Annotated in this window: 25 protein-coding genes and 1 tRNA gene; 14 read left to right on the top strand and 12 right to left on the bottom strand. The window is 65.6% G+C overall.

What is annotated here, in order from left to right; genetic code table 11:
* Positions 1-25: 25 nt before the first annotated feature.
* Positions 26-98: transfer RNA gene (locus M1D74_RS12100), tRNA-Trp, on the bottom strand.
* A 266-nt stretch (positions 99-364) separates the two neighbouring features.
* On the opposite strand from M1D74_RS12100, the gene M1D74_RS12105 reads away from it, so the two are divergent.
* The gene (locus M1D74_RS12105; RefSeq protein WP_458115456.1) at positions 365-1597 is read left to right on the top strand and encodes a pyridoxal phosphate-dependent aminotransferase; all 1233 of its coding nucleotides are present in this window, start codon (positions 365-367) and stop codon (positions 1595-1597) included.
* 120 nt (positions 1598-1717) lie between these two features.
* Here M1D74_RS12105 and M1D74_RS12110 read toward each other — a convergent pair whose 3' ends face one another.
* Positions 1718-2368, bottom strand: a complete 651-nt coding sequence (locus M1D74_RS12110) for a response regulator transcription factor (protein ID WP_309071922.1) — start codon at positions 2366-2368, stop codon at positions 1718-1720.
* On the bottom strand, positions 2361-3605 hold the full coding sequence (locus M1D74_RS12115; RefSeq protein WP_458115457.1) for an ATP-binding protein: 1245 nt from the start codon (positions 3603-3605) through the stop codon (positions 2361-2363). The genes M1D74_RS12110 and M1D74_RS12115 overlap by 8 nt, the downstream gene beginning before the upstream one ends.
* Before the next feature lie 124 nt (positions 3606-3729).
* On the opposite strand from M1D74_RS12115, the gene M1D74_RS12120 reads away from it, so the two are divergent.
* From M1D74_RS12120 to M1D74_RS12140, 5 genes are all read left to right on the top strand, one after another.
* Positions 3730-5205: a PspC domain-containing protein gene (locus M1D74_RS12120; protein WP_458115458.1), complete on the top strand. Its 1476-nt coding sequence runs from the start codon at positions 3730-3732 to the stop codon at positions 5203-5205.
* Entirely contained in the window at positions 5202-5423 is a 222-nt protein-coding gene (locus M1D74_RS12125) for a hypothetical protein (protein ID WP_309071919.1), read from the top strand. Before M1D74_RS12120 ends, M1D74_RS12125 begins: the two co-directional genes overlap by 4 nt.
* A 59-nt stretch (positions 5424-5482) precedes the next feature.
* Positions 5483-5725, top strand: a complete 243-nt coding sequence (locus M1D74_RS12130; protein WP_309071918.1) for a PspC domain-containing protein — start codon at positions 5483-5485, stop codon at positions 5723-5725.
* A 132-nt stretch (positions 5726-5857) separates the two neighbouring features.
* On the top strand, positions 5858-6883 hold the full coding sequence (locus tag M1D74_RS12135) for a 6-phosphofructokinase (protein ID WP_309071917.1): 1026 nt from the start codon (positions 5858-5860) through the stop codon (positions 6881-6883).
* Positions 6884-6903: 20 nt separating this feature from the next.
* On the top strand, positions 6904-7644 hold the full coding sequence (locus M1D74_RS12140) for a GNAT family N-acetyltransferase (protein ID WP_458115459.1): 741 nt from the start codon (positions 6904-6906) through the stop codon (positions 7642-7644).
* On the opposite strand, the gene M1D74_RS12145 is transcribed toward M1D74_RS12140, so the two are convergent.
* The 4 genes from M1D74_RS12145 to M1D74_RS12160 form a co-directional block, all read right to left on the bottom strand.
* A complete protein-coding gene (locus tag M1D74_RS12145; protein WP_458115460.1) occupies positions 7637-8038 on the bottom strand; it encodes an ankyrin repeat domain-containing protein in 402 nt (133 codons plus the stop codon). The two genes, M1D74_RS12140 and M1D74_RS12145, sit on opposite strands and share 8 nt — an antisense overlap.
* Positions 8035-9120: a CAF17-like 4Fe-4S cluster assembly/insertion protein YgfZ gene (gene ygfZ / locus M1D74_RS12150; protein WP_458115461.1), complete on the bottom strand. Its 1086-nt coding sequence runs from the start codon at positions 9118-9120 to the stop codon at positions 8035-8037. Before ygfZ ends, M1D74_RS12145 begins: the two co-directional genes overlap by 4 nt.
* Before the next feature lie 80 nt (positions 9121-9200).
* Positions 9201-9800, bottom strand: a complete 600-nt coding sequence (locus tag M1D74_RS12155) for a nitrobindin family protein (RefSeq protein ID WP_309072326.1) — start codon at positions 9798-9800, stop codon at positions 9201-9203.
* 192 nt (positions 9801-9992) lie between these two features.
* Complete coding sequence (locus M1D74_RS12160; protein ID WP_458117182.1) at positions 9993-10724, bottom strand: hypothetical protein; 732 nt, start codon at positions 10722-10724, stop codon at positions 9993-9995.
* Between the two features lie 247 nt (positions 10725-10971).
* On the opposite strand from M1D74_RS12160, the gene M1D74_RS12165 reads away from it, so the two are divergent.
* From M1D74_RS12165 to M1D74_RS12200, 8 genes are all read left to right on the top strand, one after another.
* Positions 10972-11676 carry a winged helix-turn-helix transcriptional regulator gene (locus M1D74_RS12165; RefSeq protein ID WP_458115462.1) on the top strand — a complete coding sequence of 235 codons (705 nt, stop codon included), beginning with the start codon at positions 10972-10974 and terminating at the stop codon, positions 11674-11676.
* A gap of 218 nt (positions 11677-11894) precedes the next feature.
* The gene (mshD, locus tag M1D74_RS12170; protein ID WP_309072324.1) at positions 11895-12878 is read left to right on the top strand and encodes a mycothiol synthase; all 984 of its coding nucleotides are present in this window, start codon (positions 11895-11897) and stop codon (positions 12876-12878) included.
* A gap of 71 nt (positions 12879-12949) precedes the next feature.
* On the top strand, positions 12950-15175 hold the full coding sequence (locus M1D74_RS12175; protein WP_309072323.1) for an RNA degradosome polyphosphate kinase: 2226 nt from the start codon (positions 12950-12952) through the stop codon (positions 15173-15175).
* Complete coding sequence (locus M1D74_RS12180) at positions 15175-16140, top strand: NUDIX hydrolase (protein ID WP_458115463.1); 966 nt, start codon at positions 15175-15177, stop codon at positions 16138-16140. Before M1D74_RS12175 ends, M1D74_RS12180 begins: the two co-directional genes overlap by 1 nt.
* Before the next feature lie 43 nt (positions 16141-16183).
* On the top strand, positions 16184-16993 hold the full coding sequence (locus M1D74_RS12185) for a thymidylate synthase (protein WP_309072321.1): 810 nt from the start codon (positions 16184-16186) through the stop codon (positions 16991-16993).
* Positions 16990-17571 (top strand): dihydrofolate reductase, encoded by a 582-nt coding sequence (locus tag M1D74_RS12190; protein WP_309124320.1) that lies wholly within the window; start codon positions 16990-16992, stop codon positions 17569-17571. Before M1D74_RS12185 ends, M1D74_RS12190 begins: the two co-directional genes overlap by 4 nt.
* Before the next feature lie 100 nt (positions 17572-17671).
* Entirely contained in the window at positions 17672-18826 is a 1155-nt protein-coding gene (gene asd, locus M1D74_RS12195; protein ID WP_309071442.1) for an aspartate-semialdehyde dehydrogenase, read from the top strand.
* Positions 18827-19008: 182 nt separating this feature from the next.
* Positions 19009-19449 carry a hypothetical protein gene (locus M1D74_RS12200; RefSeq protein WP_458115464.1) on the top strand — a complete coding sequence of 147 codons (441 nt, stop codon included), beginning with the start codon at positions 19009-19011 and terminating at the stop codon, positions 19447-19449.
* 21 nt (positions 19450-19470) lie between these two features.
* On the opposite strand, the gene M1D74_RS12205 is transcribed toward M1D74_RS12200, so the two are convergent.
* From M1D74_RS12205 to M1D74_RS12225, 5 genes are all read right to left on the bottom strand, one after another.
* Positions 19471-20544: a UDP-N-acetylmuramate dehydrogenase gene (locus tag M1D74_RS12205; RefSeq protein WP_458115465.1), complete on the bottom strand. Its 1074-nt coding sequence runs from the start codon at positions 20542-20544 to the stop codon at positions 19471-19473.
* Entirely contained in the window at positions 20541-20981 is a 441-nt protein-coding gene (locus M1D74_RS12210) for a MaoC family dehydratase (protein WP_309071445.1), read from the bottom strand. Before M1D74_RS12210 ends, M1D74_RS12205 begins: the two co-directional genes overlap by 4 nt.
* 3 nt (positions 20982-20984) lie before the next feature.
* Positions 20985-21434 (bottom strand): FAS1-like dehydratase domain-containing protein, encoded by a 450-nt coding sequence (locus tag M1D74_RS12215; RefSeq protein WP_309071446.1) that lies wholly within the window; start codon positions 21432-21434, stop codon positions 20985-20987.
* A gap of 65 nt (positions 21435-21499) precedes the next feature.
* On the bottom strand, positions 21500-21751 hold the full coding sequence (locus M1D74_RS12220; RefSeq protein WP_309071447.1) for a hypothetical protein: 252 nt from the start codon (positions 21749-21751) through the stop codon (positions 21500-21502).
* 60 nt (positions 21752-21811) lie between these two features.
* Positions 21812-24367, bottom strand: coding sequence for an AMP-binding protein (locus tag M1D74_RS12225; protein WP_458115466.1), 2556 nt, complete (start codon positions 24365-24367; stop codon positions 21812-21814).

The raw sequence follows: 24367 nt of genomic DNA on the forward strand, positions 1-24367 counted from the left end.
GCATGCTGTCCATGACGGTGATGCGCAGGGCAGACAGGACTCGAACCTGCAACCTGCGGTTTTGGAGACCGCTGCGCTACCAATTGCGCCACTACCCTTTGGAGTGAATTTTCGCCACGCTTCGATACCCTGCGGCTACCGCAGTGCAGGCACGAACCATCATGGCGACTTCAACACCGAGGAACTAGTCTACGCAATCAGAGACGCAACGTCGAACCGGGCCGTACGCACCCTTCGAGACACGGTCAGGGAACGCCATCCAGCGCGTCATGACCGTCTTGCCCGGGGCGATAAGCCCTAAGCTGGGATGAGGCCTGCGCCTGATGCTTTTTCACCCCAATCAACCACGACTGACGGGAAGACCATGACTGCCGCCGACGCCCTGTCCCAGCAATCGAACGGACGCGTGTCCCAGCGAATTGGCGCTATTGCGGAATCCGCGACGCTGGCCGTTGATGCGAAGGCCAAGGCACTCAAGGCTGCCGGGCGCCCCGTCATCGGTTTCGGTGCCGGCGAACCTGACTTCCCCACGCCCGAGTACATCGTTGAGGCAGCAATCAACGCCGCACGGCAGCCCCGCTTCCACCGCTACTCCCCCGCCGGAGGGTTGCCCGAGCTGAAGCAGGCCATCGCCGAGAAGACGCTGCGAGATTCCGGTTATCAGGTTGACCCCGCCCAGGTTCTGGTGACCAACGGCGGCAAGCAGGCGGTCTACCAATCCTTCGCCACGCTGCTTGATCCGGGCGACGAGGTCCTCGTTCCCACCCCGTACTGGACCACCTACCCGGAAGCTATCCGGTTGGCCGGGGGCGTGCCCGTCGAGGTCTTCGCAGGCCCGGAACAGTCCTACCTGGCAACCGTCGAGCAGCTCGAGGCGGCCCGCACGCCCCGGACCAAGATCCTGCTGTTCGTCTCCCCGTCCAACCCGACCGGCGCTGTGTACTCCCCCGAGCAGGTCCGGGAGACCGGCGAGTGGGCCGCCAGCAACAACCTGTGGGTGGTCACCGACGAGATCTACGAACACCTCACGTACGACGACGTCCCGTTCACCTCCATCGCGACAGCCGCCCCCTCGCTCGGTGACCGCGTGGTCATCCTCAACGGCGTCGCCAAGACCTACGCGATGACCGGCTGGCGCGTGGGCTGGATGATTGGCCCGAAGGACGTCGTCAAGGCGGCCACCAACCTTCAGTCGCATGCGACGTCGAATGTCGCGAATGTCTCCCAGATGGCGGCCCTTGCGGCTGTTTCCGGCCCGCTGACCGCGGTGGAGGAAATGAAGAAGTCCTTCGACCGCCGTCGTCGTGCGATGGTTTCCGGACTGAACGGGATTGACGGTGTCCAGTGCCCCACACCGCACGGTGCCTTTTATGCGTACGCGGATGTTCGCGAACTGCTCGGCCGTGAACTTGCCGGCGCGCGTCCGCTCACGTCGGCGGAACTGGCTACCCTGATCCTCGACAAGGTTGAAGTGGCCGTGGTGCCTGGTGAGGCCTTCGGTCCAAGCGGCTTCATTCGCCTCTCCTACGCGCTCGGCGACGAGGACCTGGCGGAGGGCGTCGGCCGGCTCCAGGAGTTCCTGGGCAAAGTCCGCTGACACGGCGGACCACTGGACGCGCGTTACACGGCGGCGGCCGCAATGCCCCGGAGTGGTTGGGCATCGCGGAGCGGGCAGGGCCCGAGGCGGCCGTCGGGTAACGCACCCACGGCAACCGGGTCAGAGCAGACGACGTTCGGCTGCCCAGCGCGTGAGCTCGTGCCGTGAGGAGAGCTGCAGTTTGCGCAGGACCGCCGAGACATGGGTTTCCACGGTCTTGATCGAGATGAACAGTTCCTTGGCCACTTCCTTGTAGCTGTAGCCCCGTGCGATCAGCCGCATGACCTCCAGCTCCCGCGCAGACAGCCGGTCGAGTTCGCTGTCCGCGGCCGCAACGGCTGCTGTGCCGAACGCGTCAAGAACGAATCCCGCAAGCCGCGGCGAGAACACCGCGTCCCCTGAAGCCACCCGCAGTACGGCGTCTGAAATATCTGCCCCCGAGATGGTCTTGGTGACGTAACCGCGGGCACCGGCACGGATGACCGTGACCACGTCTTCAGCCGAGTCCGAGACACTGAGCGCCAGGAACCGCGTGGACTGGCGCACATCGGCGCAGCCGGCGATCACCTCAGCACCGCCGCCGCCCCGTCCGCCGGGCAAGTGTACGTCGAGGAGGACGACCTGCGGCTGGTGCTTCCGGATGACCGCGATCGCTTCCTCCACGGTGGCTGCTTCGCCGACCACCTGCACGCGCCCGTCGAGGTCTGCCTTCACTCCGGACCGGAAAATGGCGTGGTCATCCACCACGACGACGGTGATCGGCTCAGTCATGGTTGGTTCCTGCTTCCTCTTCGGGCATGGTGAGGTGAACTTCCGTTCCGGAGTCCGAGCTGCGGATCCGGGCAGTGCCGCCATGGCGCTGCATCCGGTTGAACACCGATTCCCGAATTCCGAGCCGATCCTCCGGCACGGTGTCGAGATTGAAACCGGATCCGCGGTCGCGTACGAACACCTGTGATACAGCGGTCCCCGCTTCAAGATAGACGGAGATCGCGCCGCCTGCGTGCTTGGCCGCGTTGACAACGGCCTCGCGCGTTGCCTGCACCAGTGCATCCTGCCGCGGGGTGATCGGCGTGTCCCCGACGGATACGACGTCGACCGGATGCCCATAGGCCTCTTCTATCTCCGCTGCGACCGCCTTGATCCGGTCGGCCAGGTTGCCGGTGCGCTCAGCGGCATCAACATAGAGCCATCGCCTCAGCTCCCGCTCCTGGGCGCGCGCAAGACGGATGACGTCCTGCTCAGAAGCTGCACGGTTCTGGATCAGCGCCAGCGTCTGCAACACGGAGTCGTGGAGATGAGCGGCAATCTCGGCGCGCTGGGTCTCACGGACACGCGCTGCCCGTTCGGCTTCGAGGTCCTTCCAGAACTTCAGTCCCCAGGGCGCCAGCACCAGGGCGACACCGCCAAGCACAGCCGCCGCTGCCAGCAGCGCCGGCCACGTGAATTCCCAGGACAGTGAGCCGGACACGAGGATGAGTACGCCGACCATCACCAGGACCAGACCGGCCGCGAGACGGGCAAGCCCTTCAGCCCGGGTAGCACCCGCGTGGTCCATGAGCCGCGCGCGTCGTGCCTCGTCGAGCTGGGACCACGCAAGGACCGCCCCGAGCGCCACCACCCCGACCGGAAGCAGCCATCCCCACTGGACGTTGACTCCCAGTTGCTGGGCGACCAGAGCGGCAGCAACGACCAGTAGCCCCACGCCGATCAGTACCTCGTGCCCGCCCGGAGTACGCAGTGACCGTGCCGGACGCGTCTCGGGTGCGGCAAGGGCAGGCGCACCCAGCCGCAGGCCGGCAGGTGTGGCAACACCCCGGCGTCGTTCTTCCGCGGTGGGCACCAACAGCCACAGCCAGCCATAGAGAACGACGCCGGCACCTCCCAACAGGGAGAGCACCACCATCCCGATTCGGGCGGCCCGCAGTGACATTCCGAGGTGTGCCGCCAGACCTGCGCAGACGCCAGCGATCAGGGCGTCGCTGGAGCGAAGCAGCGGGGGTCTCATGAATCAATCCAAGCACGCTCAGGGCCCGGTGTTACCCGTTCTCAGGGGAATCCCGGCGGGGGTCAGGGGAGGTTCAGGGTCAGCCCCGATGGTTGGGCGAACGGCCGAAGACAAAGATGAAGATATGAACTCGCAACAAGACCCTTCCTCACCCAGGGACGCGGACGACGTCCCACAATCCCCCGCCGAATCCGCAGCCGGCGGCGGCGCCCATGGCATTCCTCCCGGTGGCCCTGGCGCCCAGGGCAATCCGGCCGGACCCGCCGTTCCTCCTCGTACTGGAGCCGGCACCGGCTTCTTCGGCTGGGTGAGGAGCCTGAGGATCGTCCGCGGCCAGGATCGCTGGATCGGCGGCGTGGCAACAGGTATTGCCGACCGAACCGGCCTGGACGTCATCCTCGTGCGCGGCATCTTCGTGGTGCTCGCGGTCTTCGGCGGCATCGGCCTGCTGGCTTACGGCTTGGCGTGGGCGCTGCTGCCTGAACCGGACGGCCGTATCCATCTCGAGTCCGCCGGCCGCGGCAGCTGGACCTCCGGCATGACCGGTGCCCTGATCGTGTCGCTCCTCGGCCTCTGGCGTCCGGACGCACCGTTCTTCGGAAACTCCGGCGGGTTCGGGGGTTTCCTCTGGAGCCTGTTCTGGATCGGCGTGGCGGTCTTCATCGTCTACTGGATTTCCAACTCAAACAGGAGCAAGAAAAACGGCGTCACCGGCACCAGCGCGCCGAACGCCTTCTCCACGAGCGCATCCGCATCGAGCACGTCACCCACCGACTTCTATCCGCAGGGTTCAGGTCCGGGGACCTTGTCAACCGACGAGTACCCGCCGGCTACCGCACCCACTGATACCTATTCGTGGACCACTCCTCCCACCCAGCCCTTCACCACCCCGACAAGACCTGTAGCGCAGGTTCCCTCAAAGCCTGTCGCACCGCGCCCAACGGGCGCCGACGTCGCAATTTTCCTTGGCGGGGCGCTCCTCTTCGCAGCGCTCGTCCTCGTCCTGGATTACGTGGGGGTTCTTGACCTTGGAGGCAGTGTCATCCCTGTCGCACTCGCGACCGCCGTCGTCGTGCTTGGTATCGGCATTGTCCTGCTGGGTATCCGCGGACGTACGTCCGGGGCGCTGGGATTCCTGGCCGCCGTGGGAATAGTGGCGACCATCATCTCGTCATCCGCCCCGGCGACGGGCAATTGGGTCCTCGCGGACCATGGCAGATGGTCCATGACCGCCGCGAGTCCGCAGTCTGAGGGATACACCGTCGTCGCCGGTCAGGGCAGGGTGGATCTCACCCAACTCGGGACCATCACCGAGGACGTCGTCATTCCTGTGAGCGCGGCGGCAGGAAACGTCGGAATCCTCGTTCCCGACAATGTCCCCGTGGAGGTTCGCTCACGCACCGCGCTGAGCTCAACCGAGGTCGTGTCCTCCGAGGAAACCACGAGCGTCGGCGGCATCTGGCAGCCGGGCACCCTCCGCCTGAACGAGGACGCGGACGGCCCCCGCATCATCCTCGACGTTCGCGGCGTGGTCAGCCACGTCACCATAGCCACCACAGAAGACGCACTTGTCGACACCGAAAGCGGACAGGAACCATGAGCACCCTCTATTCACACCAGCACGACGACGACACACGGCCCCGCGCCGGCACCATCATCTGGGGAGCACTGGCCATCATCATCGGCACCCTCGTCCTCGCCGGTGAGCTCATCGGCCTGGTATTTGACCCCGTGCTCGTGGTGATGGTGCTCCTCGTCGGAACCGGCCTGGCGCTGATCATCGGCGGCGTCCTGTCGATGAACCGGCGCAACCGATGAGCGAGCCGGCCGGCCCCGCTTCCCGTGACATCGCCATCCCGATACGAAAGCATGGACACATGAACTCCTTCTTCAACGCCCTCCGCTCCTCGCCCATCAAGCGCGCTCCCGGTGGGTGGCTCGGAGGCATCGCTTCCGGCATTGCCCTGCAGTTCGGTTGGTCGGTAGGGCTGGTGAGGATCGGTATCCTGCTCAGCTTCCTGCTTCCCGTCATCGGTCCGCCGGTGTACGTGGCGCTCTGGCTGCTCCTTCCCAAGACGGACGGAACAATCGCCCTGGAGAGGCTCATCTCCAACCGTTGATCGCAGCATTCACGCACCGCCGCGGGAGGCTTCATAAACTCCCGCGGCGGTTAAGTGTGTCTAGAATCATATCTGGCTCAAGGAGGCGCCTCACCAAGTCACCCGTCCACGATTGATTGGAAAACGCCTTACATGAAGATCGGAATCCTCACCAGCGGTGGCGACTGCCCCGGGCTCAACGCAGTGATCCGCGGAGCTGTCCTCAAGGGGATCAAGACCGACCACCTCGAGTTCGTGGGATTCAGGGACGGCTGGCGCGGCGTGGTCGACGGGGACATCATCGATCTTCCCCGCCACGCGGTACGCGGCATCTCAAAGCAGGGCGGCACCATCCTCGGCACGTCCCGCACCAACCCGTTCGAGGGCAAGGGCGGTCCGGACGCCATCAAGGCCAACCTCGACCGTCTCGGCATCGACGCGATGATTGCCATCGGCGGTGAGGGCACACTTGCCGCCGCGAAGCGCCTGACCGACGCCGGACTGAAGATCGTGGGCGTCCCCAAGACCGTGGACAACGATCTTGATGCGACCGACTACACCTTCGGGTTCGACACGGCAGTACAGATCGCCACCGAAGCGATCGACCGCCTGCGCACCACCGGTGAATCGCACTCGCGCTGCATGATCGCTGAAGTGATGGGCCGTCACGTCGGATGGATCGCACTCCACGCGGGTATGGCATCCGGCGCCCACGCCATCCTCATCCCCGAACAGCAGACCTCCATGGACCAGATCTGCGAGTGGGTCACCGATGCCCGCGACCGTGGCCGCGCTCCTCTGGTAGTCGTTGCGGAAGGCTTTGTGCCCTCGCATCTGGAGCAGGCGCACTCGGAACGCGGCCTAGATACCTTCGGCCGGCCCCGGCTCGGGGGCATCGCCGACCAGCTGGCTCCTGAGATTGAAGCACGCACCGGCATCGAGACCCGCTCGACGATCCTCGGTCACATCCAGCGCGGAGGTGTCCCTTCCGCTTTCGACCGGGTGCTGGCTACCCGGCTCGGCATGGCTGCCGTGGACTCGGTCATCGACGGGCTCTGGGGCACGATGGTCTCCCTTCACGGCACGGAAATTGCGCACGTGGGATTCGAAGCCGCGCTGGGCAATCTGAAGCGAGTCCCGCAGCACCGCTACGACGAGGCGGCCGTGCTCTTCGGGTAAGCACGTCGTAACGTGGCTGTATGACTCTCGAGATGAATCTCGAACCCGGCACCATCGCCATCATCCAGCTTGCCTGGTCGAGGCGGCTCGGGCTCGATGATGAGGCCCTCGCCGGGAGCGGCGCGCGTATCTATCGCGAGGACAATGCTGCGCCCCTCCTGACCTTCGTTTCGCTCTTCGGGAGGGAAGCGCTGGTGGGACCCGCCTGGGCATTGGATGCGGCGAAGGATCTGTCCGGCGTCGAACTGGCCAGGCACTCGACGCTGCTGTCCATGAGCCGGACCCACGGCGGCCGGGGCCTGGGCGAAGCATCGCTGCTCTTTTGCGACACCCTGCCGTCGTTCCCGGACGAGGGGCCGCCGGTGAGCAGCGACCCCGACGATGCCCTCGCGCTTGAGCGCCTCTGCCCCCCGGACGACGTCGCCGAAGTGGGACTGAGCAGCATGGAACACAGCTGCGTGCTGGTGGACGAGTCCTCCCACCCGCCGCTGCCCCTCGCCGGCGCCGGTTACGACATCTGGGAGGGCATCCTCGCGCACGTCGGAGCTCTCACACCTCCTGACCAACGACGGCGGGGACGGGCCACCTACGCAGTGGCAGTCGCCGTCGAGGAAGCAATGGCGGCCGGCCTCATTCCACAGTGGCGGGCCAGAACGGACAACGTGGGGTCGCAGCGAACAGCGGTACGGTCTGGGTTTGTCCGTGCGGGGACCCAAACCTCCGTGGTGTTGGAGGGCGAGCCAGGGCGCAGCGCTAGGTGAAGAGCTCCAGCATGTCTGATCGGCCGAACATGCCGGCGGCAGCCCGCGCGGAGGGCGTCCCGGCATCGGGATCTGCACCTGCACCCAGCAGCGTGGCCACCACATCGGTGTAGCCCTTGAAGACCGCTCCGGCCAGCGGGGTCTGGCCGCGGTCATTGGCCGCGTTTGCGTCCGCACCGCGGGCGAGAAGATCGCTCACCACCGCCGCGTGCCCGTTGTAAGCAGCAAGCATCAGGAGGCTGTCCCCGGCTGTGTTGGTCAGCGTGGCAGGGACACCTGCATCGAGGTAACGGCGGAGGGTAGCGACATCGCCTTCGCGTGCCGCGTCCATGAGCCGGTGGGCCAGCGCGATCGCCGCGTCGGCTGAGGGATCCGGCGTGTCCTGGTCCGTCATGCTCTTCCACCCTTCAGCAGCCCGGTTGGCCGGCCAACGACCTGCCCGGCGTCCGTGGCAACGATCAGTTCCTGGGCGGCCGCGTAGCGCTCTTCACCGTCCACTACCTCCAACGCTGCATCGGGATCGACGCTGCGCTTGATGACGGCCAGTCCCACCGCCCCCATCTCGTAGTGCTGGCCGACGGAGGTCAACGTGCCGACAGTCCGTCCACCGACGACGACGGCGCTCCCCCGCGCCGGCAGGGTGTGCTGGCTGCCGTCCAGCTGCAGGAAGACGAGGCGCCGCGGCGGGTGCCCGAGGTTATGCACCCGTGCGACGGCTTCCTGCCCCTTGTAGCAGCCCTTCGACAAATGGACTGCAGTACGCAGGAGGTCAAGCTCATGCGGGATGGTGCGCTCGTCGGTCTCGATGCCGAGACGCGGCCGCCAGGCCGCGATGCGGAGGGCCTCGGCCGCCATCATGCCGGCCAGCTGAAGACCGTGCAGTGTGGCGGGGAGGTCTGCACGGGGAACAAGGTACTCGTACCAGGGCCGTTCAGCACCAGGGTGGGAACCTTCAGGCACAACGCTGTAGGAGTAGCCGCCCGTGCGGACGTGCGGCCAGGCATCGACCCAGGTGAGGTGACTGCCCAGGCTCTCAACGGGCTTCACGGAACCGATCGTGGCCCATTCGCCGGTGACGTCGGCAACCTCCACGCGAAGCATGAACTTCATGCGCTCGAGCCATTGCGCGAGCGGACCGGCTTCCCAGCTCTCCGTCAGCAGCCAGGTGGTGGCGCCGTCGTCGATCACCTTGGGGCTGTACTCAATCCGCCCCTGAACTGTGAGGAGAAGCGTCTCGGTGGACTCACCGGGCGCAAGGTTCAGCAGAAGCTGAGAGGAAAGCGTGTTGAGCCAGCTCAGCCGGTCCGGGCCGGAGACCGTGACCACGCCGCGGTGGGACAGGTCGACGACGGCGTCTCCGCGTGCCAGGGAGCGCTGTTCGCGCAGCGGGTCACCGTAGTGTGCCGCCACTCCTGCGTCGGGCGCACCGGCAGCCACGGCGCCGGGCAGGGAAAGAAGCGGACTTGAGAAGGTCATACCGTGTGCAACGCCCCTGGTGGTGAAGGGTATTCCGACCGACGCGGCATCAGCGGCGATGCCGGTACCGGCGGACTGGTTCAGGAAGTCTTCTTGAGAATGGCGGACGCGTGCGGTTCCAGCGAGTTGCCGTCCGCCGCAATGTCCCAGCGCCAGTACAGGTCCCCGTTGACCAACCCGAAGAGACGCGTGGCGGCCGAGTAATCCTTCGAATGCTGCCCGCGCATGACGAGGTCGGTGCTGAGCTGGATCTGCGGTCCCTTGATGTTTCCGTAGTACAGCTCCGCAATGCCGCCGGGGTGAACGATGGTGGCAGTGATGTCGAACCCGCCCGCGTCGTTGCGGAACTGCTCAACATCGTCCGCGCTCTTCAGCGCGGGCACGATGTCCGCCGGTGACAGACCGGGGCCGACGTCGGCGTCGTTCAGTTTACGGTCAAGCGCCCAGAAGCCGGTTTCCACGGACAACGGGCGGAGGGTGTTCCCCTCCTCATCCGTCAGCCAGCTCTCAGCCGTGTACTGCACGAAAGGCAGCCCATGCTGTGTGAAGACGGCACGCTGGTAGAAATGCTCCGAGTCGGCGTTACCCTCACCCAGCCGGCCGGAGCCCTCCCAGGTGCCCAGCAGCCAGGACAGCGGAACGAGCTCGGGTGTCAGGTCTGTGGGGATCTCAAAGGACATGGATCAGCGGAGGTTACTTCTGGCCCTTGTACAGGCGTGCGATGACGAGTGCAGCGAAACCGGCCATGCCCAGCCCAGCAATGACCAGCAGCGAGATGAAGAAGATTTCCAGCGCAAGAATTGACATGGCTCCATCCTAACGCCGGGCTTCCACCGCTTTCGCCACTATGAACAACCTTGGAAGGGCGAGTCTCAGCTCAGCAGGAGCCGCTGAAGGAAGTACGCAAGCGATCCGATGGCCAGGATCGGCGCAGTTCCCACGGAGAGGAGCGCGGCCGTATCAAGGGGCTCCTCCCGGCTCATGACCAGGCGGCGGCCTGCCATCACGACGGCTCCGCACACCGCACCGATGATAGCGGCGGGGCCCGCCTCCACGGGAAAAGCCAGTGCAACCAGCGGGCCGGCGAGCGCGGCCAGGAGTACGCCCAGTGGGACGACCACCCGGTTCGGCCAGGGAAGAACCGCAGCAGCGACGGCCGCCAGCACGCTGGTCCCGGTGGCGAGAGTGACGGCGGAGGCCCCGGAGTTGATGCTGAGGTTTTCGGCTGCGATCCAGCCGGCACCGAGGGCGATGATGAGCACGCCGGAGCTGGCGCCGAGTGTTGATTCGAGCCGGAGACTCTGGCCGGTTCCGCGGACGAGCTGAATGAGGAAGACCGCTCCCACACCCAGCGCCACTGCGACCGGCAACCAAGTCAGCGCCGTCCCCGAGGGAGACAGGTAAGCGGCGGCACAGGCGGCGAGCGCGCTGATGGCTATGGCCGCGGACTGGCTCTTGCGCGCCGGCACTCCCAATACGGAGGGCCAACCGATCGCGGCCACAAGAATCAGGACGACGACGACGCCGGCGGTCACCGCCAGTGACGCGTAAGACGCGCCGACCACAGCGATCAGAGCTACCGCCGCGACCAGTGCCGCCATCATGATTCTCACCCCTGCAATACTGCCCTACCGGTGCGGAAGGCGTCGAAAGCGGGCGGTGCGGCGCTCAGGAGCCCGGTTGCGGGAGAGTCCCTTATGAGGTGGCGCCCGCCGAATATTACGGGGTGCGGAGAGTCACACCGGTATACTGGTGCGAATCCGCTGCCGGCCTGCCGGAACGCTCCCGTTCGCGGCACGCCCGGTCACCGCTGCCCGCCCGATGATGCGCGTCCCTACCTTTGGAGGACACATGCCGCACATCCTGATGCTCACGAACAGTCAGGGCTCGTCCGTGGATGTCCTCCCTGCGCTTGAGCTCCTGAACCACAAGGTTCATATCCTTCCCGCAGAACCAACCGCCCTGCTCGAAACCGAACCCTGCGACGTCGTAATCATCGACGCGCGCAAGGACCTCGTCGGTGCCCGGTCCCTGACTCAACTGCTGAGGGCCACAGGGTTGAGCGCACCGCTGATGCTCGTGCTCACCGAAGGCGGGATGGCCGCTGTTGCGGCCAACTGGTTGGCGGACGACGTAGTCCTCGACTCTGCGGGACCCGCGGAAGTGGAAGCACGTCTGCGCCTCGTCATCGCCAGGGCCAACACCGCCGCCGAGGAAGTCTCAAGCGAAATCCACGCATCCGGCGTCATCATCGATGAGGCCAGCTACACCGCACGGGTGGGAGGCGAACCCATGAACCTCACCTACAAGGAATTCGAGCTTCTGAAGTACCTCGCGCAGCATCCCGGACGGGTCTTCACACGTGACCAGCTGCTGCATGAGGTGTGGGGCTATGACTACTACGGGGGCACCCGCACCGTCGACGTCCACGTCCGCCGGCTCAGGGCCAAGCTCGGCGCCGACCACGAGCAGCTCATCGGCACCGTGCGGAACGTGGGCTACCGGTTCACGCTCTCCCGGCAGCCGGAAGATTCCACGATCAACCAGAAGGCGTAAGCGCCAACCAGAAGACACAAGAGAAGGCTCCCCCTCCGCTGCTGCGGCGAGGGAGCCTTCCTTATTCGTGGAGGACATACGGGTCGAACGTATCGCGGGCGCCCCACTGGCGCATCCCCCCGGTTGCACTCTTTCGAGCGCTTGAAAAGCCTACAGCACGGCGACGATGCCACCAAAAAGCCTCCCGGAACCGCAGTCCTCACGGCTACGCTGATCAGATGACAGCAGCCCAGACACCCACCTGGCCCATCCTCACCATCGGCGGTGCGCCGCGCGGTGAGGTACTGGAAGACATCGTCGGCCTTGCACACGCTGCCGAGGACGCGGACGGCAACCCCCCACTGTCGGAACAGACGCTGGTGAACCTGCGCACTTCCCACACCCACCCGGAGTCCCTGCTGGTTTTCACCACGTATGCGAGCGACGGTGATGAGAACGATGAAGAACTTGCAGGCGTCGCCGTCGTGAGCCTTCCCCGTATTCCCGGACAAGTGGGGGTCCTTGAGCTCGTGGTGCGGCCCACCTACCGGAACCAGGGCGTCGGCACCAGCCTCGTGCGGGCGCTGCAGGACCACCAACTCCCCGAGCTGCGGGCCTGGTCGCACGGCAACCACGCTGCCGCCGTCGAGCTCGCCGTCAAGGCCGGATTCACTCCCGTCCGCGAACTATGGCGCATGCGACAGACCCGTGCAGCGCTTGAGGCGACAGTTCCCCAGGCTGTCGTTCCCGAAGGCGTGACGTTGCGTACCTTCTCGCCGGGCCAGGACGAGCAGGCCTGGCTCGAGGCCAACGCTGCTGCGTTCGCTCACCATCCGGAGCAGGGTTCCCTGACCCTTGAGGACCTGCAGGCTCGCATGGCGGAGGACTGGTTCGACCCCAAGGGTTTGATACTGGCCGTTCGGGAGTCGGATGGGCAGCTCCTCGGGTTTCACTGGACAAAGGTCCACCCGCGAAGCGGCAAGCACCCGGCCATCGGCGAGGTGTATGTGGTGGGTGTGACCCCCGCTGCCCAGGGCATGGGACTCGGCAAGGCTCTGACGATCGCGGGAATTGAGCACCTGCATTCACTGGGGCTTCAAGCGATCATGCTGTATGTCGACGCGGACAACACTCCCGCCGTGGCGCTCTATCGGTCACTCGGCTTCACCCGGTGGGACGTCGATGTGATGTACGCACCCGGGAACACCGCGGACAACTTGTAAGGTTGAGGAGGGCTCCAACGGCCCCTTTTAAGGCACGCGCTGTGCCTCGCCCGAACCACGAAGGAGACACTATGGAAGCCGAAACCGCCGCGCGCGTCCCGGCCCGGTATGGATCGTCGGAAGTGGCTCCCGCGCGGGCAACACAGGACCGCATCGACATCCCCGATTTCGCCCCAAGCCTGCTGCCCTCAGGCGAGATCTCGGCGGATCGTTTCCTCGACCGTGAACTGAGCTGGCTCCACTTCAATGCGCGGGTCCTGGACCTGGCGGAGGACCCGGACCTTCAGCTGCTTGAGCGCGTCAACTTCCTTTCAATCTTCGCGTCGAACCTGGACGAGTTCTTCATGGTGCGGGTGGCGGGACTGAAACGCCGCATCGCCACGGGGCTGGCGGTACCCTCCGCAGCCGGGCTGAGCCCCATCGAGCAGCTCGAGACGATCATGTCCGAGGGGTTGGCGCTGCAGCGACGCCACGCCGCTGTCTTCTCGGAGCACATCCGGCCGGCGCTCGCGGCCGAGAACATTCATCTCACCACCTGGGACGAACTGGACGCTGCCGCGCAGGCCGACCTCAACAAACTCTTCGCGGAGAAGGTCTTCCCGATCCTGACGCCGCTGGCTGTAGATCCGGCCCACCCGTTCCCGTACATTTCCGGGCTCTCATTGAACCTCGCCGTCGTCGTGCGCAATCCGGTGAGCGACAAGGAACTGTTCGCCCGTGTGAAGGTGCCCGACCAGCTGCCCCGCCTCGTTTCCGTCGACGGGCCACGCGCCGGAAATGTCGCCCGCCGGACCGCGCGCTTCATCCCCCTGGAAGAAGTCATCGCCGTCCATCTGGACCAGCTGTTCCCCGGCATGGAGGTCCTCGAGCACCATACCTTCCGAGTCACCCGGAATGAGGACCTTGAGGTCGAGGAAGACGACGCCGAGAACCTGCTCCAGGCGCTTGAGAAGGAGCTCCTGCGGCGCCGCTTCGGACCGCCGGTCCGGCTTGAGGTCACCACCGACATCAACCCGAGCATCCGGGCGCTGCTCTCCCGCGAGCTCGGCGTGGAGGAAGCCGAGGTCTACGACCTGCCGGCACCGCTGGACCTGCGGGGGCTCTCGGTCATCGCCGGCATCGACCGCGGCGACCTGCATTACCCGAAGCACGTGGCGCACACCAGCCGTGACCTGAACGAGAGCGAAACGTCCAAAGCCGCGAACGTGTTCGCAGCGATGCGCCGGCGGGACATCCTGCTGCATCACCCGTATGACTCCTTCTCCACCTCGGTGCAGGCGTTCCTTGAGCAGGCGGCGGTGGACCCAAAGGTCCAGGCCATCAAGCAGACCCTGTACCGCACCTCGGGCGACTCCCCGATCGTCGACGCATTGATCGACGCCGCGGAGGCTGGCAAGCAGGTGCTGGCGCTGGTTGAGATCAAGGCCCGCTTCGATGAGCAGGCCAACATCTCCTGGGCCCGGAAGCTGGAACAGGCCGGCGTTCATGTGGTGTACGGCATCGTGGGCCTGAAGACCCACTGCAAGCTCTCCCTCGTGGTTCGCCAGGAAATCGACGGGCTTCGCCGCTACTGCCACATCGGCACCGGAAACTACCACCCGCGTACCGCACGCTATTACGAGGACCTCGGACTCCTCACCGCCAATCATCAGGTGGGCGAGGACCTTTCCAGGCTGTTCAACCAGCTTTCCGGCTACGCCCCGAAGTCGACGTTCAAGCGCCTCCTCGTCGCGCCGCGCTCCGTCCGGTCCGGCCTGATCGAACGCATCGAACAGGAGATCACGAACGCCCAGGCCGGCCTCGAAGCGCGGGTCATCATCAAGGTGAACTCGATTGTTGACGAGGCCCTCATCGACTCCCTGTACCGGGCGTCGCAGGCCGGTGTCCAGGTCGACGTGATCGTTCGCGGCATCTGCTCGGTGCGCCCCGGTGTACCCGGCCTCAGCGAGAACATCACCGTTCGTTCCGTGCTTGGCCGGTTCCTGGAACACTCGCGTGTCTTTGCTTTCGCCAATGCGGGCGATCCCGCCGTCTTCATCGGCTCGGCGGACATGATGCACCGCAACCTCGACCGCCGGGTGGAGGCGTTGGTCCAGCTATCCGCGCCGGAGCACATCACTTACCTGATCTCGCTCATGGATCGCTACCTCGACAGCGGAACTGCCAGCTGGCATCTGGACAGCGACGGCGAGTGGATCCGCCATCACAAGGATGACGACGGCGAACCACTCGACGACGTCCAGTCGTGGCTGCTTGCCTCCCGTTCCCGCAGCCGGCTGCGGCCCGCTCGACGGTGATGACGCAGCCCGATACGGCGGTTGACAGCAAGCAGAGCAGGCGGGGAGCCGCCGTCGTCGCTGCCGGTGCCCTGTGCTGGCGCAAGCGGTCCGGCGCGCTGGAAGTCCTGCTGATCCACCGCCCCCGTTATGACGACTGGTCCTGGCCGAAAGGCAAGATCGATCCGGGCGAGACCACTCCAGAGTGCGCCGTCCGCGAGGTCTTCGAGGAAATCGGCCTGTCGGTCAAGCTCGGCATCCCGTTGCCGACCATTGAGTACCCGGTCACCTCCGGGCTCAAGGTGGTGCATTACTGGGCGGCCAAGGCGGAAGGCATGACGCCGAAGCCGGACGGCAAGGAGGTCGATGATTTCCTCTGGTGTTCCCCGGAGCGGGCGGCCGAATTGCTGAGCAAATCATCCGACCGGGAACCCCTGAATGCCCTTACCCAGGCGTTCGCAGAGGACAACCTGGCCACCTGGCCGCTCATTGTCGTCCGCCATGCGAAGGCCAAGCCGCGGTCTTCCTGGACGCGTGCCGAAGGGGAGCGCCCGCTCGCAGCCTCCGGACGGCGCCAGGCCCAGGCGGTCAGCCGCCTGCTGCTGGCCTGGTCGCCCGATCGCATCGTCAGCAGCCCCTGGGACCGCTGCGTCCAAACCGTCATGCCGTACATCAGGCGCTCCGACGCGAAACTGAAGCTCGTGGACGCCATCACTGAACGCGACGCCGCCCGTAAGCCCGGACGCGCCGCCGGCACTATCGAGAAGCTCTTCGACCGGCGGAGCCCGGTCGCCGTCTGCAGTCACCGGCCGGTGCTGCCGCTGATCCTTGATGTCCTCAGGGCACATATGCCCGCGCATCTCGGACGGCTGCTGCCGACGTCGGATCCATACCTCGCGCCCGGTGAGGCAATCATCTGCCAGGTGAGCTGCAAGAAGGCGGGACAAGTGGTCTCGGTCGAGCAGTTTCGTGCGTATGACGACTGAGTCTGTTCATGCTCCTGCCGGTGATACTCCTAGACTGGATCCCGTGACTACCCCGGTTCCCACACCCTACGAAGATCTGCTCCGAGACGTCCTGGCCAACGGCACACCCAAGTCGGACAGGACCGGTACCGGCACGCGCAGCGTCTTCGGACGGCAGCTGCGGTTCGACCTCTCCGAGTCCTTCCCGCTCATCACCACCAAGCGGGTCCACTTCAAATCCGTCGCCCTGGAACTGCTCTGGTTCCTGCGCGGTGACTCAAACGTCCGCTGGCTGCAGGAGCGGGGCGTCCGGATCTGGAATGAGTGGGCGGACGACGACGGCGAATTGGGCCCGGTCTACGGCGTACAGTGGCGCTCCTGGCCGACGCCGGACGGCGGGCACATTGACCAGATTGAGCGTCTGATTGACGGGCTCAAGGCGAACCCGGACTCGCGTCGGCACATCGTCTCTGCCTGGAACGTGGCGGAAATCGAAAACATGGCTTTGCCCCCGTGCCATGCCCTCTTCCAGTTCTACGTGGCGGACGGAAAGCTGTCCTGCCAGCTGTACCAGCGCTCGGCGGACATGTTTCTGGGAGTACCGTTCAACATTGCGTCCTACGCGTTGCTCACGCTGATGGTGGCCCAGCAGGTGGGCCTGGAGCCGGGCGAGTTCGTGTGGACCGGCGGTGACGTGCACATCTACGAAGACCACGTGGAGCAGGTCACGGAGCAGCTGTCTCGGGACCCCTACCCCTACCCGACCCTTCGCCTGATCCGGAAGCCGGAGACCATCTTCGACTACGAGCTCGAGGACTTCGCGGTCGAGAACTATCAGCACCACCCCACCATCAAGGCACCGATCGCCGTATGAGTGGCGACTGGGAGTTCGCGAAGCCGGCCGGCACTCCCCTGGTCGGAATGATCTGGGCCCAGACCGTCGACGGTGTCATTGGGCGGAACGGCAGCATGCCCTGGCACCTGCCCGAGGACCTGGCCCACTTCAAGCGGACCACGCAGGGGCACCCGGTCATCATGGGACGGCGCACCTGGGAGTCCTTCCCGGAAAAGTACCGTCCGCTGCCGGGCCGCACCAACATCGTGGTGAGCCGGCAGGAGCTGGACCCGGCCCGCTATCCGGGCGCCGTCGTCGTACATTCACTTGAGGACGCCTTCCGCGAGGCGGGGATGAGTGACGGCAGTGACCAGATCTGGGTCATCGGCGGCGGGCAAATCTACGCGGAGGCGGCTCCGCATGCCCATGTGGCGCTGGTGACAGTGATCGATTCCGCTATGGAGGGCGACACTCACGCACCGGCGCTGGCGAATGCCTGGAACCTCACGGGCGTTGATCCCTCGGAGGGATGGAGCACCTCAGCCAACGGCACTCGCTTCAGGATCAGTTTGTGGACCCGGTCCGATTCGGGTGGCAGGGAACCGCTGAGGCATTAGGCGTCGTCGTACTCGCTCGTGACCCGGCGTTGTTTCCGGGATGTTTCGGTGTTGGCGTAACCGACCGGGGCAGTTTGACCCGCTCCCCTAAACTTGATTCATGACTTCCGCAGCGAATCTGTCCTCGTCCGTGCCCTCCGTCGGTCTGGTCGGCTGGCGTGGAATGGTCGGCTCTGTCCTGATGCAGCGAATGCAGGACGAGGGCGACTTCCGACGCATCAACCCGGTCTTCTTCTCGACCTCCAACGCCGGCGGCGCTGCGCCGTCGTTCGCTGAGGGCGCCGGCGCTCTTGAGGATGCTTACGACGTCGAGACTCTCGCGAAGCTGCCGATCATCGTCACGGCTCAGGGCGGCGGGTACACCTCGGAGGTATACCCGAAGCTGCGCGACGCAGGATGGGACGGCCTGTGGATTGATGCTGCTTCCACGCTACGTATGGAGGACAGCTCCATCATTGTGCTCGATCCGGTCAACCGCGACGTCATTGACGCCGGCCTTTCCCGCGGTGTGCGGGATTTCATCGGCGGCAACTGCACGGTCTCCTGCATGCTCATGGGCCTCGGCGGCCTGTTCAGGAACGGCCTGGTCGAGTGGGGCACCTCCATGACCTACCAGGCAGCATCCGGCGGCGGTGCACGGCACATGCGTGAGTTGCTGAATCAGTTCGGTTCAATCCACGGCACTGTGGCCGGGAACCTGGCAGACCCCGCGTCGGCAATCCTTGACATCGACCGCGCCGTTCTGGCGCAGCAGAAGAACCCTGACATGGACGCCTCCCAATTCGGTGTGCCGCTCGCGGGTTCCGTCATCCCGTGGATCGATGCCGATCTAGGCAACGGACAGTCGAAGGAAGAGTGGAAGGCCGGCCAGGAGACGAACAAGATCCTGGGAACCGACGTCGCCGACGGCTCCCGGATCCCGTTTGACGGCCTGTGCGTACGGATCGGCGCTATGCGCTCCCATTCCCAAGCCTTGACGCTGAAGCTCACCCAGGACCTCTCGGTCGGTGAGATCGAGAACCTCATTGATCAGGACAATGAGTGGGCAACCGTGGTGCCGAACACCAAGGAAGCAACTCTCCAGGGGCTTACCCCGGTGGCGGCCAGCGGAACCCTGCAGATCCCGGTCGGGCGGATCCGCAAGCTCGAAATGGGCCCCGAGTACATCAGCGCATTCACGGTAGGAGACCAGCTTCTGTGGGGTGCAGCCGAGCCGCTGCGCCGCATGCTCCTCATCGCCACCGGCAACCTCTGACAGCTCGCGCGGCCGGGCCTCACCTGACGGACCGGGAGCGGAATCTTCTCGAGAAAGAACATGCGCTGCAGGCAACACACACGCGTTGCCTGCAGCGCATGTTCTTTATGTAGGTCGCGTCTGGCGGGCTTTCGAAGCTGTGTACTAGAAAAATGTCAGAAGCAGGGTGCAGACTGTCCTGCATGAATCAGATTCCAGCAGACATTCCAGTAGACAAGGTCCTGACGCGGTACTTCTCTGCGAGCGCTTCAGGCAGGCACCCAGCCACGGTTGAGCGCTACGGGCGCGTCCTGGCCCACTTGCGTCTCTTCCTCGAGCAGGAGGGCGATTCCGTCGTCAGCGCCGAGACAGCCTCGCTGCTGGCCCTGGAGCGGCAGTTTGAGGCGGAGGGCGCCTTCGAGCGAATACTTGGCGCTGAGCAGCTGGTCTTCGCTCTCCCCCGCTTCCTCAGCAGGACATGGCTCCTCGAGGACTTCCACGATCGCCTCGCGCAGATAAGCCTCGTGTCCCGTCTTGTGCAGTGGCTGTGCAGCCGGGAGCTGGTTGACAGCCGCTGGCACCGGCACGCAGTCATGCAGACGCGTGCAGCGGCGGAGAAAGCACGACGGCATGCAACAACCTGAGAGGTCCGGCGGGCCACACGCTCAGTTCAGCGCGCAGCCGATCAGCAGCGGTTCCGGGTGAAGGCGGATGCCGAAGCGCTGGTCCACACCATCGGCTACCAGTCGGGCGATGCTCAAGAGGTCCTCCGCGGAGGCATCGCCACGGTTTGTGACGGCGAGAGTGTGCTTGGTGGACAGCGCGGCCCTACCGCCTGCCGCCTGGTAGCCGGCGTCGTCGGAGAGCCCGAAGCCCTTACCGAAACCGGCCTGCTCGATCAGCCAGGCCGCACTGAGCTTCACCGAGTCGTCCGGCATCGGGTATCTCGGGGCGCCGGCAGGCAGGGACTCAGCCACGGCGGCGTCAACGATGGGATTCGTGAAGAAGGATCCGGTGCTGTACGTATCGCGGTCGGCCGGGTCGAGCACCATGCCCTTCGCCGCCCTGAGTTTCAGCACGGCCCGCCGCACATCGTTGGCGTACGTCCGTTCGCCCACCTCGATGCCCAGTTCCCGGGCCAATTCCGCGTACCGCACCGGCGCGCTCATGCGGCCAAGGCCAAGCTGGAACTGGACCGTGAGCACCACGTAGCGGGGAGATCCGGAGTCGGTGGTGCGCTTCAGCAGCGAATCCCGGTACCCGAACTTGAGGTCGAAGTTGGCAAGCGACGTGATGGACCGAGTCTCGCGGTCGTACGTGCGCACCATGGCGATGGTCTGCGAAACCTCCGCACCATACGCGCCGACGTTCTGCACCGGAACGGCACCGGTGGAGCCAGGGATGCCGGACAAGGCTTCCAGCCCGGAGTACGCATGACGCACCGTGTACTCGACGAGCTCATCCCAGGGCTGGCCTGCCTGGGCGGTGACCATCACGCCTCCGCAGGTGGCGTCGTCGTCGTTCACGGTGAAGCCCGTTGAAGCGATCCGGACCACGGTGCCCGCGAAGCCGCTGTCAGCAACCAGCAGGTTGGAGCCACCGCCGATGAGCAGCAAGGGCTCCCCCGCCTCGTCGGCGGACCGAACCGCGTCGATGAGCTCGGCCTCCGTGCGCGCCTCAATCAGGGCGCGGGCCGGACCTCCGACCGCCGACGTCGTGAACTCCGCAAGCGATGTCACCAAATCCGCACCACTGCCTGGGCCTTGACCAGGACCTTTTGACCGCCTGCCGAGACGGTGAGGTCGATGCGGGCGGTGGAGTTATCCGGATCAAGTGCACCCACAATTCCGACCACCTCGATGGCCGCACCTGCCACACCCGGCTGGTCAGTGGTGTCCTCGACGACCACCGGCCGTGTGAAGCGGGTCTGGTAGTCAATGACGGCGGTCGGATCGCCAACCCAGTCGGCCACCACCTGAACCGCTGAGCCCATGGTGAACATCCCGTGGGCGATGACGCCGGGCAGGTCCACGCTCCGGGCGAAGGATTCGTTCCAGTGGATCGGGTTGAAGTCACCGGACGCACCGGCGTACTTCACGAGGTCGAGTCGGGTGACCCCAAGGGAGGTCCGGCCGATCTCCTGGCCTACTTCGAGGTCTGTCAGCGTGATTGCCATGATTTACTGCTCCTCCCCGCGCACCAGGATGGACGACGTGGTTGTTGCGGTCTTCTCGCCCTCCACCGTGGAGATCTCGGCGCGGGTGGTGATCATCGCGCCGCCGCCCATGGCACGGACCTGGTCAACATGGAGCTCGGCAACGAGCTCGTCACCGGCGACGATCGGCCGGTGGTGGGTGAACCGCTGGTCAGCATGGACGACCCGGGTGAAGTCGATGCCGGCCTCCGGGTCGTTGATCAGCTGCGCATCGGCGCGCTGGGCGACGATGATTGCGAAAGTGGGAGGGGCAACGACGTCCCGGTGGCCTAGTGCCCGTGCAGCTTCCGGGTCGAAGTGCGACGGATGCGTGGCTTTCACGGCCTCGGCGAATTCACGGATTTTCTCGCGTCCAACGGTGTAGACCTCGGCAGCCGGGTAGCTGCGCCCCTGAAGGTCGGGATTGATCGTCATGGAACTCCTTGTAATCGGGGCCTCTCAGGCGCTGACGCGCCTGTCCAGCGTAACTGTTCGTCCGGCTACCGGCCGGTCCGGGGGTTACCGTTCCCCGGTCGCGCACGACGACGGGCGTCCCGTCCGCGTACCACCAGGCCTGCGAGATGGGCCGCCATGCCCGCGACGATGATGGGCAGTGCGGCAAACACGAGCGGATCAGTCTGCAGCATCGCCCCGGCGACGGCCAGGAGAATACCGACGCCGGTAAGGATCAGCGCGCTGATGACCAGCTTCCGGTACAGCGGCGATCCGGTGTCCCAGGGTGTGTTGAGCATGGTTCCATCCTAGAGTCCGGGACCCTGAGCCCGGGCATCACAGAATGTGGCACCACCGGATCAGACGGCCACTTCGTGCCGTCCACGCAGTCGGCTCGAAGACCACCGGACCCAACCCGGCACCCGCATCACCAACACCCAATAGAGCACCCCGGCAACGAGCGAGGCGGCCACGGCCACCGCAGGATGCATGGCTTCCAGATGCGGGAACACCAGCCAGTGGGTGAGGTAGATGTACAGAGACGCACTGGCCAGGACCACGGTGAAGCGCTGCAGACTCCGGGGAACCGGCAGGGTCCGCAACCAGACGAGCACCAGCAGGCCAACCAGCAGTGTCATCTCGCGGAGCTGGTCGTGGAAGAAGAAGCCCGGCACGCATGAAAGAACGACGGCGGTGATGAGGCACCGGTGCACGACCGTCCGTGACTGGGCGGCCGCCCACCCGAGAGCGAACAGCCACAGCGCAGGAGCGGTATTTGGCAGGTCCAGATCGACGATGTTGAACCGCGTCAGCAAGCCGAGGGCCACCAGCCCGAGCGGGAAACCCAGGGGGAAGCGCCGCTCCAGGCGCGCGACCGGCGGAATAGCGAGCAGCGCAACGGCGCAGACAAGGAGGTAGGTCAGAACCTCCACGAACCAGAAGTGCCACTCCGGGGTCACCTCCTGGGGACCCACCATCGCGTTCAGGAGGAAGATGTTCGCAACGCTGTAGTGATCCGTGATGACGTAGCCGACGGCGATGAGCGCCATGCTGGGTACCACAATGCGGGCGATGCTGACCAGCTGTCTGCGCAGCCGTTCACCGCGCTCGCCCTGCAGCTGGAACCGCGCGAAGTTATAGCCGGCGGCAGCCATCAGCACGTGGGCTGTGCCCTCCCAGTGGAACAGTCCGATGTGTGTGCTGATGATGAGGATGATGGCAACTGCGCGAAGAACGATGCTCGATTCGATGGCGGCGAAGAACCGGCGGCGCCGGCCCGGGGAGCCGCCTTGCTCGAGTTCAGCGGCAGTTCGCAGGTGCCAATCGGCAGGCAGGGTGCCAAGAGCGTTCTCCAGCCGGACCGACGTCGCGACATACGACAGTGAGTCGCCTCCCAGCGACACAAAGGTGCTGTCGCCGCTGACGGCGGAAACCTCCAGCTGCTCCGCCAGAATGGTTCGTACGTCCTGCGGTCCTTCCTTCCGCCCCGGCTGTGCCCTGAGCGATGGCTCCCCAGGTTCTGCAAGGGCCAGCACAGCCTGATAATCCGCTTTCCCGCTGTTGAGCCGCGGAAGGCTCTCCACTGCGTACATCTTCAGGGCGCCGCGCGGGATGCCGAGCTCGCGGGCCAACACCTTCCGGAGTAGGTCGGGTTCGTGATCGCCCTGGACAGCGACGACCAGGAGTTCGTCCTTGCCAGCGCAGGTGGAGTCGACTCCGAACCCGGCGAGAATTTGCTCTACGCGTCCAAGGTCGACGCGCAGGCCGGCGATCTTGATGAACCGGCTGCGGCGCCCTACCACCTCGTACAGGCCGTCCGGGTGACGCCGGGCAAGGTCACCGGTCCGCAGCTCGTTCACGGTGCGCCCGTCGGCGAGGTCGGCAGGGTCCATCGCGTAGCCGAGCATGACGTTGGGACCGGTGTAGACGAGCTCTCCGTCCTCCAACCCCGGAACCGGGTCAATCCTGAAACTTCCTCCTGGCACCGGGACGCCGATCCTGGACGGATTCCGCGCTGCAAGGGCGGGCGGCAGGTAAGCCATCCGCGCGGTGGCTTCGGTCTGCCCGTACATGACGAACAGCTCCCAACCCCGTTCCTCGCCCAGCTGCGCGTACCGCTGCACCAGCTCGGGAGCGAGTCTGCCGCCGGCCTGCGTCACGTACCGCAGCGTCGGCAGGTCCATAGCGTCGAAGCCCACGCGTTCCAGCAACTCGAACGTGTACGGCACGGCTGCAAAAGCGGTTGCCTTGGTGCTGCGGAACAGCTCCCAGAAGCAGGGGTCCACCACGGAGAGGTCCGTGAGGACCACCGATGCACCGCTGAGGAGGTGGCTGTTGATGACCGAGAGGCCGTAGCAGTACGACATGGGCAGAGTGGTCACGGCGCGGTCTGCCTGTCCGATCCTGAGGTACTCCGCAATCGCCGCGGCGTTGGCCTCCAGGTTCCGGTGCGAGAGCCGGACCAGCTTGGGTGAGCCCGTCGAGCCGGACGTGCTCAGCAGGAGGGCGAGATCAGGATGGAGGTCATGTCCGGTCCCAACGCGAACTTCCTTCAGGCTCGGTCGCCCGTCCCCCTCCCCTGCTGCCATGACAACGTCGGGATCGAACTTATCCCTGATCGATTCGACGGCTGAGGGCTTGTCCCCGGGAACCAGGATGACAGGATGCCCGCTGGAGAGTGCAGCAAGGTACGCGACGAGAGAGTCGACATCGTTGGTTGCGGCGAGCAGTACCAGGCGACGGACGGGACCGAGGCGGTCCGCGACCGCTTCCACCCGCTCCGCCAGCTGCCGGTAGGTGAGAGTCCCGGACTCAGTGACGACGGCGGGCCGGTCGGCGAAGCGGGCGAGTCCGGCTGCGAAAGCCACAGAACGAGTTGCAGCTTCCAGGGGCAGAGTCTGCGTTGTGATCGACAC

This window comes from Arthrobacter sp. D2-10, assembly GCF_054161285.1.

Excerpts from the sequence above, each read along its gene's own strand:
- M1D74_RS12190 (WP_309124320.1), top strand. The coding sequence starts at position 16,990 with ATGAGTGGCGACTGGGAGTTCGCGAAGCCGGCCGGCACTCCCCTGGTC.
- M1D74_RS12200 (WP_458115464.1), top strand. The coding sequence starts at position 19,009 with ATGAATCAGATTCCAGCAGACATTCCAGTAGACAAGGTCCTGACGCGG.
- asd (WP_309071442.1), top strand. The coding sequence starts at position 17,672 with ATGACTTCCGCAGCGAATCTGTCCTCGTCCGTGCCCTCCGTCGGTCTG.
- M1D74_RS12105 (WP_458115456.1), top strand. The coding sequence starts at position 365 with ATGACTGCCGCCGACGCCCTGTCCCAGCAATCGAACGGACGCGTGTCC.
- M1D74_RS12130 (WP_309071918.1), top strand. The coding sequence starts at position 5,483 with ATGAACTCCTTCTTCAACGCCCTCCGCTCCTCGCCCATCAAGCGCGCT.
- M1D74_RS12155 (WP_309072326.1), bottom strand. The coding sequence starts at position 9,800 with ATGTCCTTTGAGATCCCCACAGACCTGACACCCGAGCTCGTTCCGCTG.
- M1D74_RS12145 (WP_458115460.1), bottom strand. The coding sequence starts at position 8,038 with ATGACGGACCAGGACACGCCGGATCCCTCAGCCGACGCGGCGATCGCG.
- M1D74_RS12140 (WP_458115459.1), top strand. The coding sequence starts at position 6,904 with ATGACTCTCGAGATGAATCTCGAACCCGGCACCATCGCCATCATCCAG.
- M1D74_RS12115 (WP_458115457.1), bottom strand. The coding sequence starts at position 3,605 with ATGAGACCCCCGCTGCTTCGCTCCAGCGACGCCCTGATCGCTGGCGTC.
- M1D74_RS12120 (WP_458115458.1), top strand. The coding sequence starts at position 3,730 with ATGAACTCGCAACAAGACCCTTCCTCACCCAGGGACGCGGACGACGTC.
- ygfZ (WP_458115461.1), bottom strand. The coding sequence starts at position 9,120 with ATGACCTTCTCAAGTCCGCTTCTTTCCCTGCCCGGCGCCGTGGCTGCC.
- M1D74_RS12180 (WP_458115463.1), top strand. The coding sequence starts at position 15,175 with ATGACGCAGCCCGATACGGCGGTTGACAGCAAGCAGAGCAGGCGGGGA.
- M1D74_RS12135 (WP_309071917.1), top strand. The coding sequence starts at position 5,858 with ATGAAGATCGGAATCCTCACCAGCGGTGGCGACTGCCCCGGGCTCAAC.
- M1D74_RS12210 (WP_309071445.1), bottom strand. The coding sequence starts at position 20,981 with ATGGCAATCACGCTGACAGACCTCGAAGTAGGCCAGGAGATCGGCCGG.
- M1D74_RS12110 (WP_309071922.1), bottom strand. The coding sequence starts at position 2,368 with ATGACTGAGCCGATCACCGTCGTCGTGGTGGATGACCACGCCATTTTC.
- M1D74_RS12165 (WP_458115462.1), top strand. The coding sequence starts at position 10,972 with ATGCCGCACATCCTGATGCTCACGAACAGTCAGGGCTCGTCCGTGGAT.
- mshD (WP_309072324.1), top strand. The coding sequence starts at position 11,895 with ATGACAGCAGCCCAGACACCCACCTGGCCCATCCTCACCATCGGCGGT.
- M1D74_RS12215 (WP_309071446.1), bottom strand. The coding sequence starts at position 21,434 with ATGACGATCAATCCCGACCTTCAGGGGCGCAGCTACCCGGCTGCCGAG.
- M1D74_RS12160 (WP_458117182.1), bottom strand. The coding sequence starts at position 10,724 with ATGATGGCGGCACTGGTCGCGGCGGTAGCTCTGATCGCTGTGGTCGGC.
- M1D74_RS12175 (WP_309072323.1), top strand. The coding sequence starts at position 12,950 with ATGGAAGCCGAAACCGCCGCGCGCGTCCCGGCCCGGTATGGATCGTCG.
- M1D74_RS12125 (WP_309071919.1), top strand. The coding sequence starts at position 5,202 with ATGAGCACCCTCTATTCACACCAGCACGACGACGACACACGGCCCCGC.
- M1D74_RS12220 (WP_309071447.1), bottom strand. The coding sequence starts at position 21,751 with ATGCTCAACACACCCTGGGACACCGGATCGCCGCTGTACCGGAAGCTG.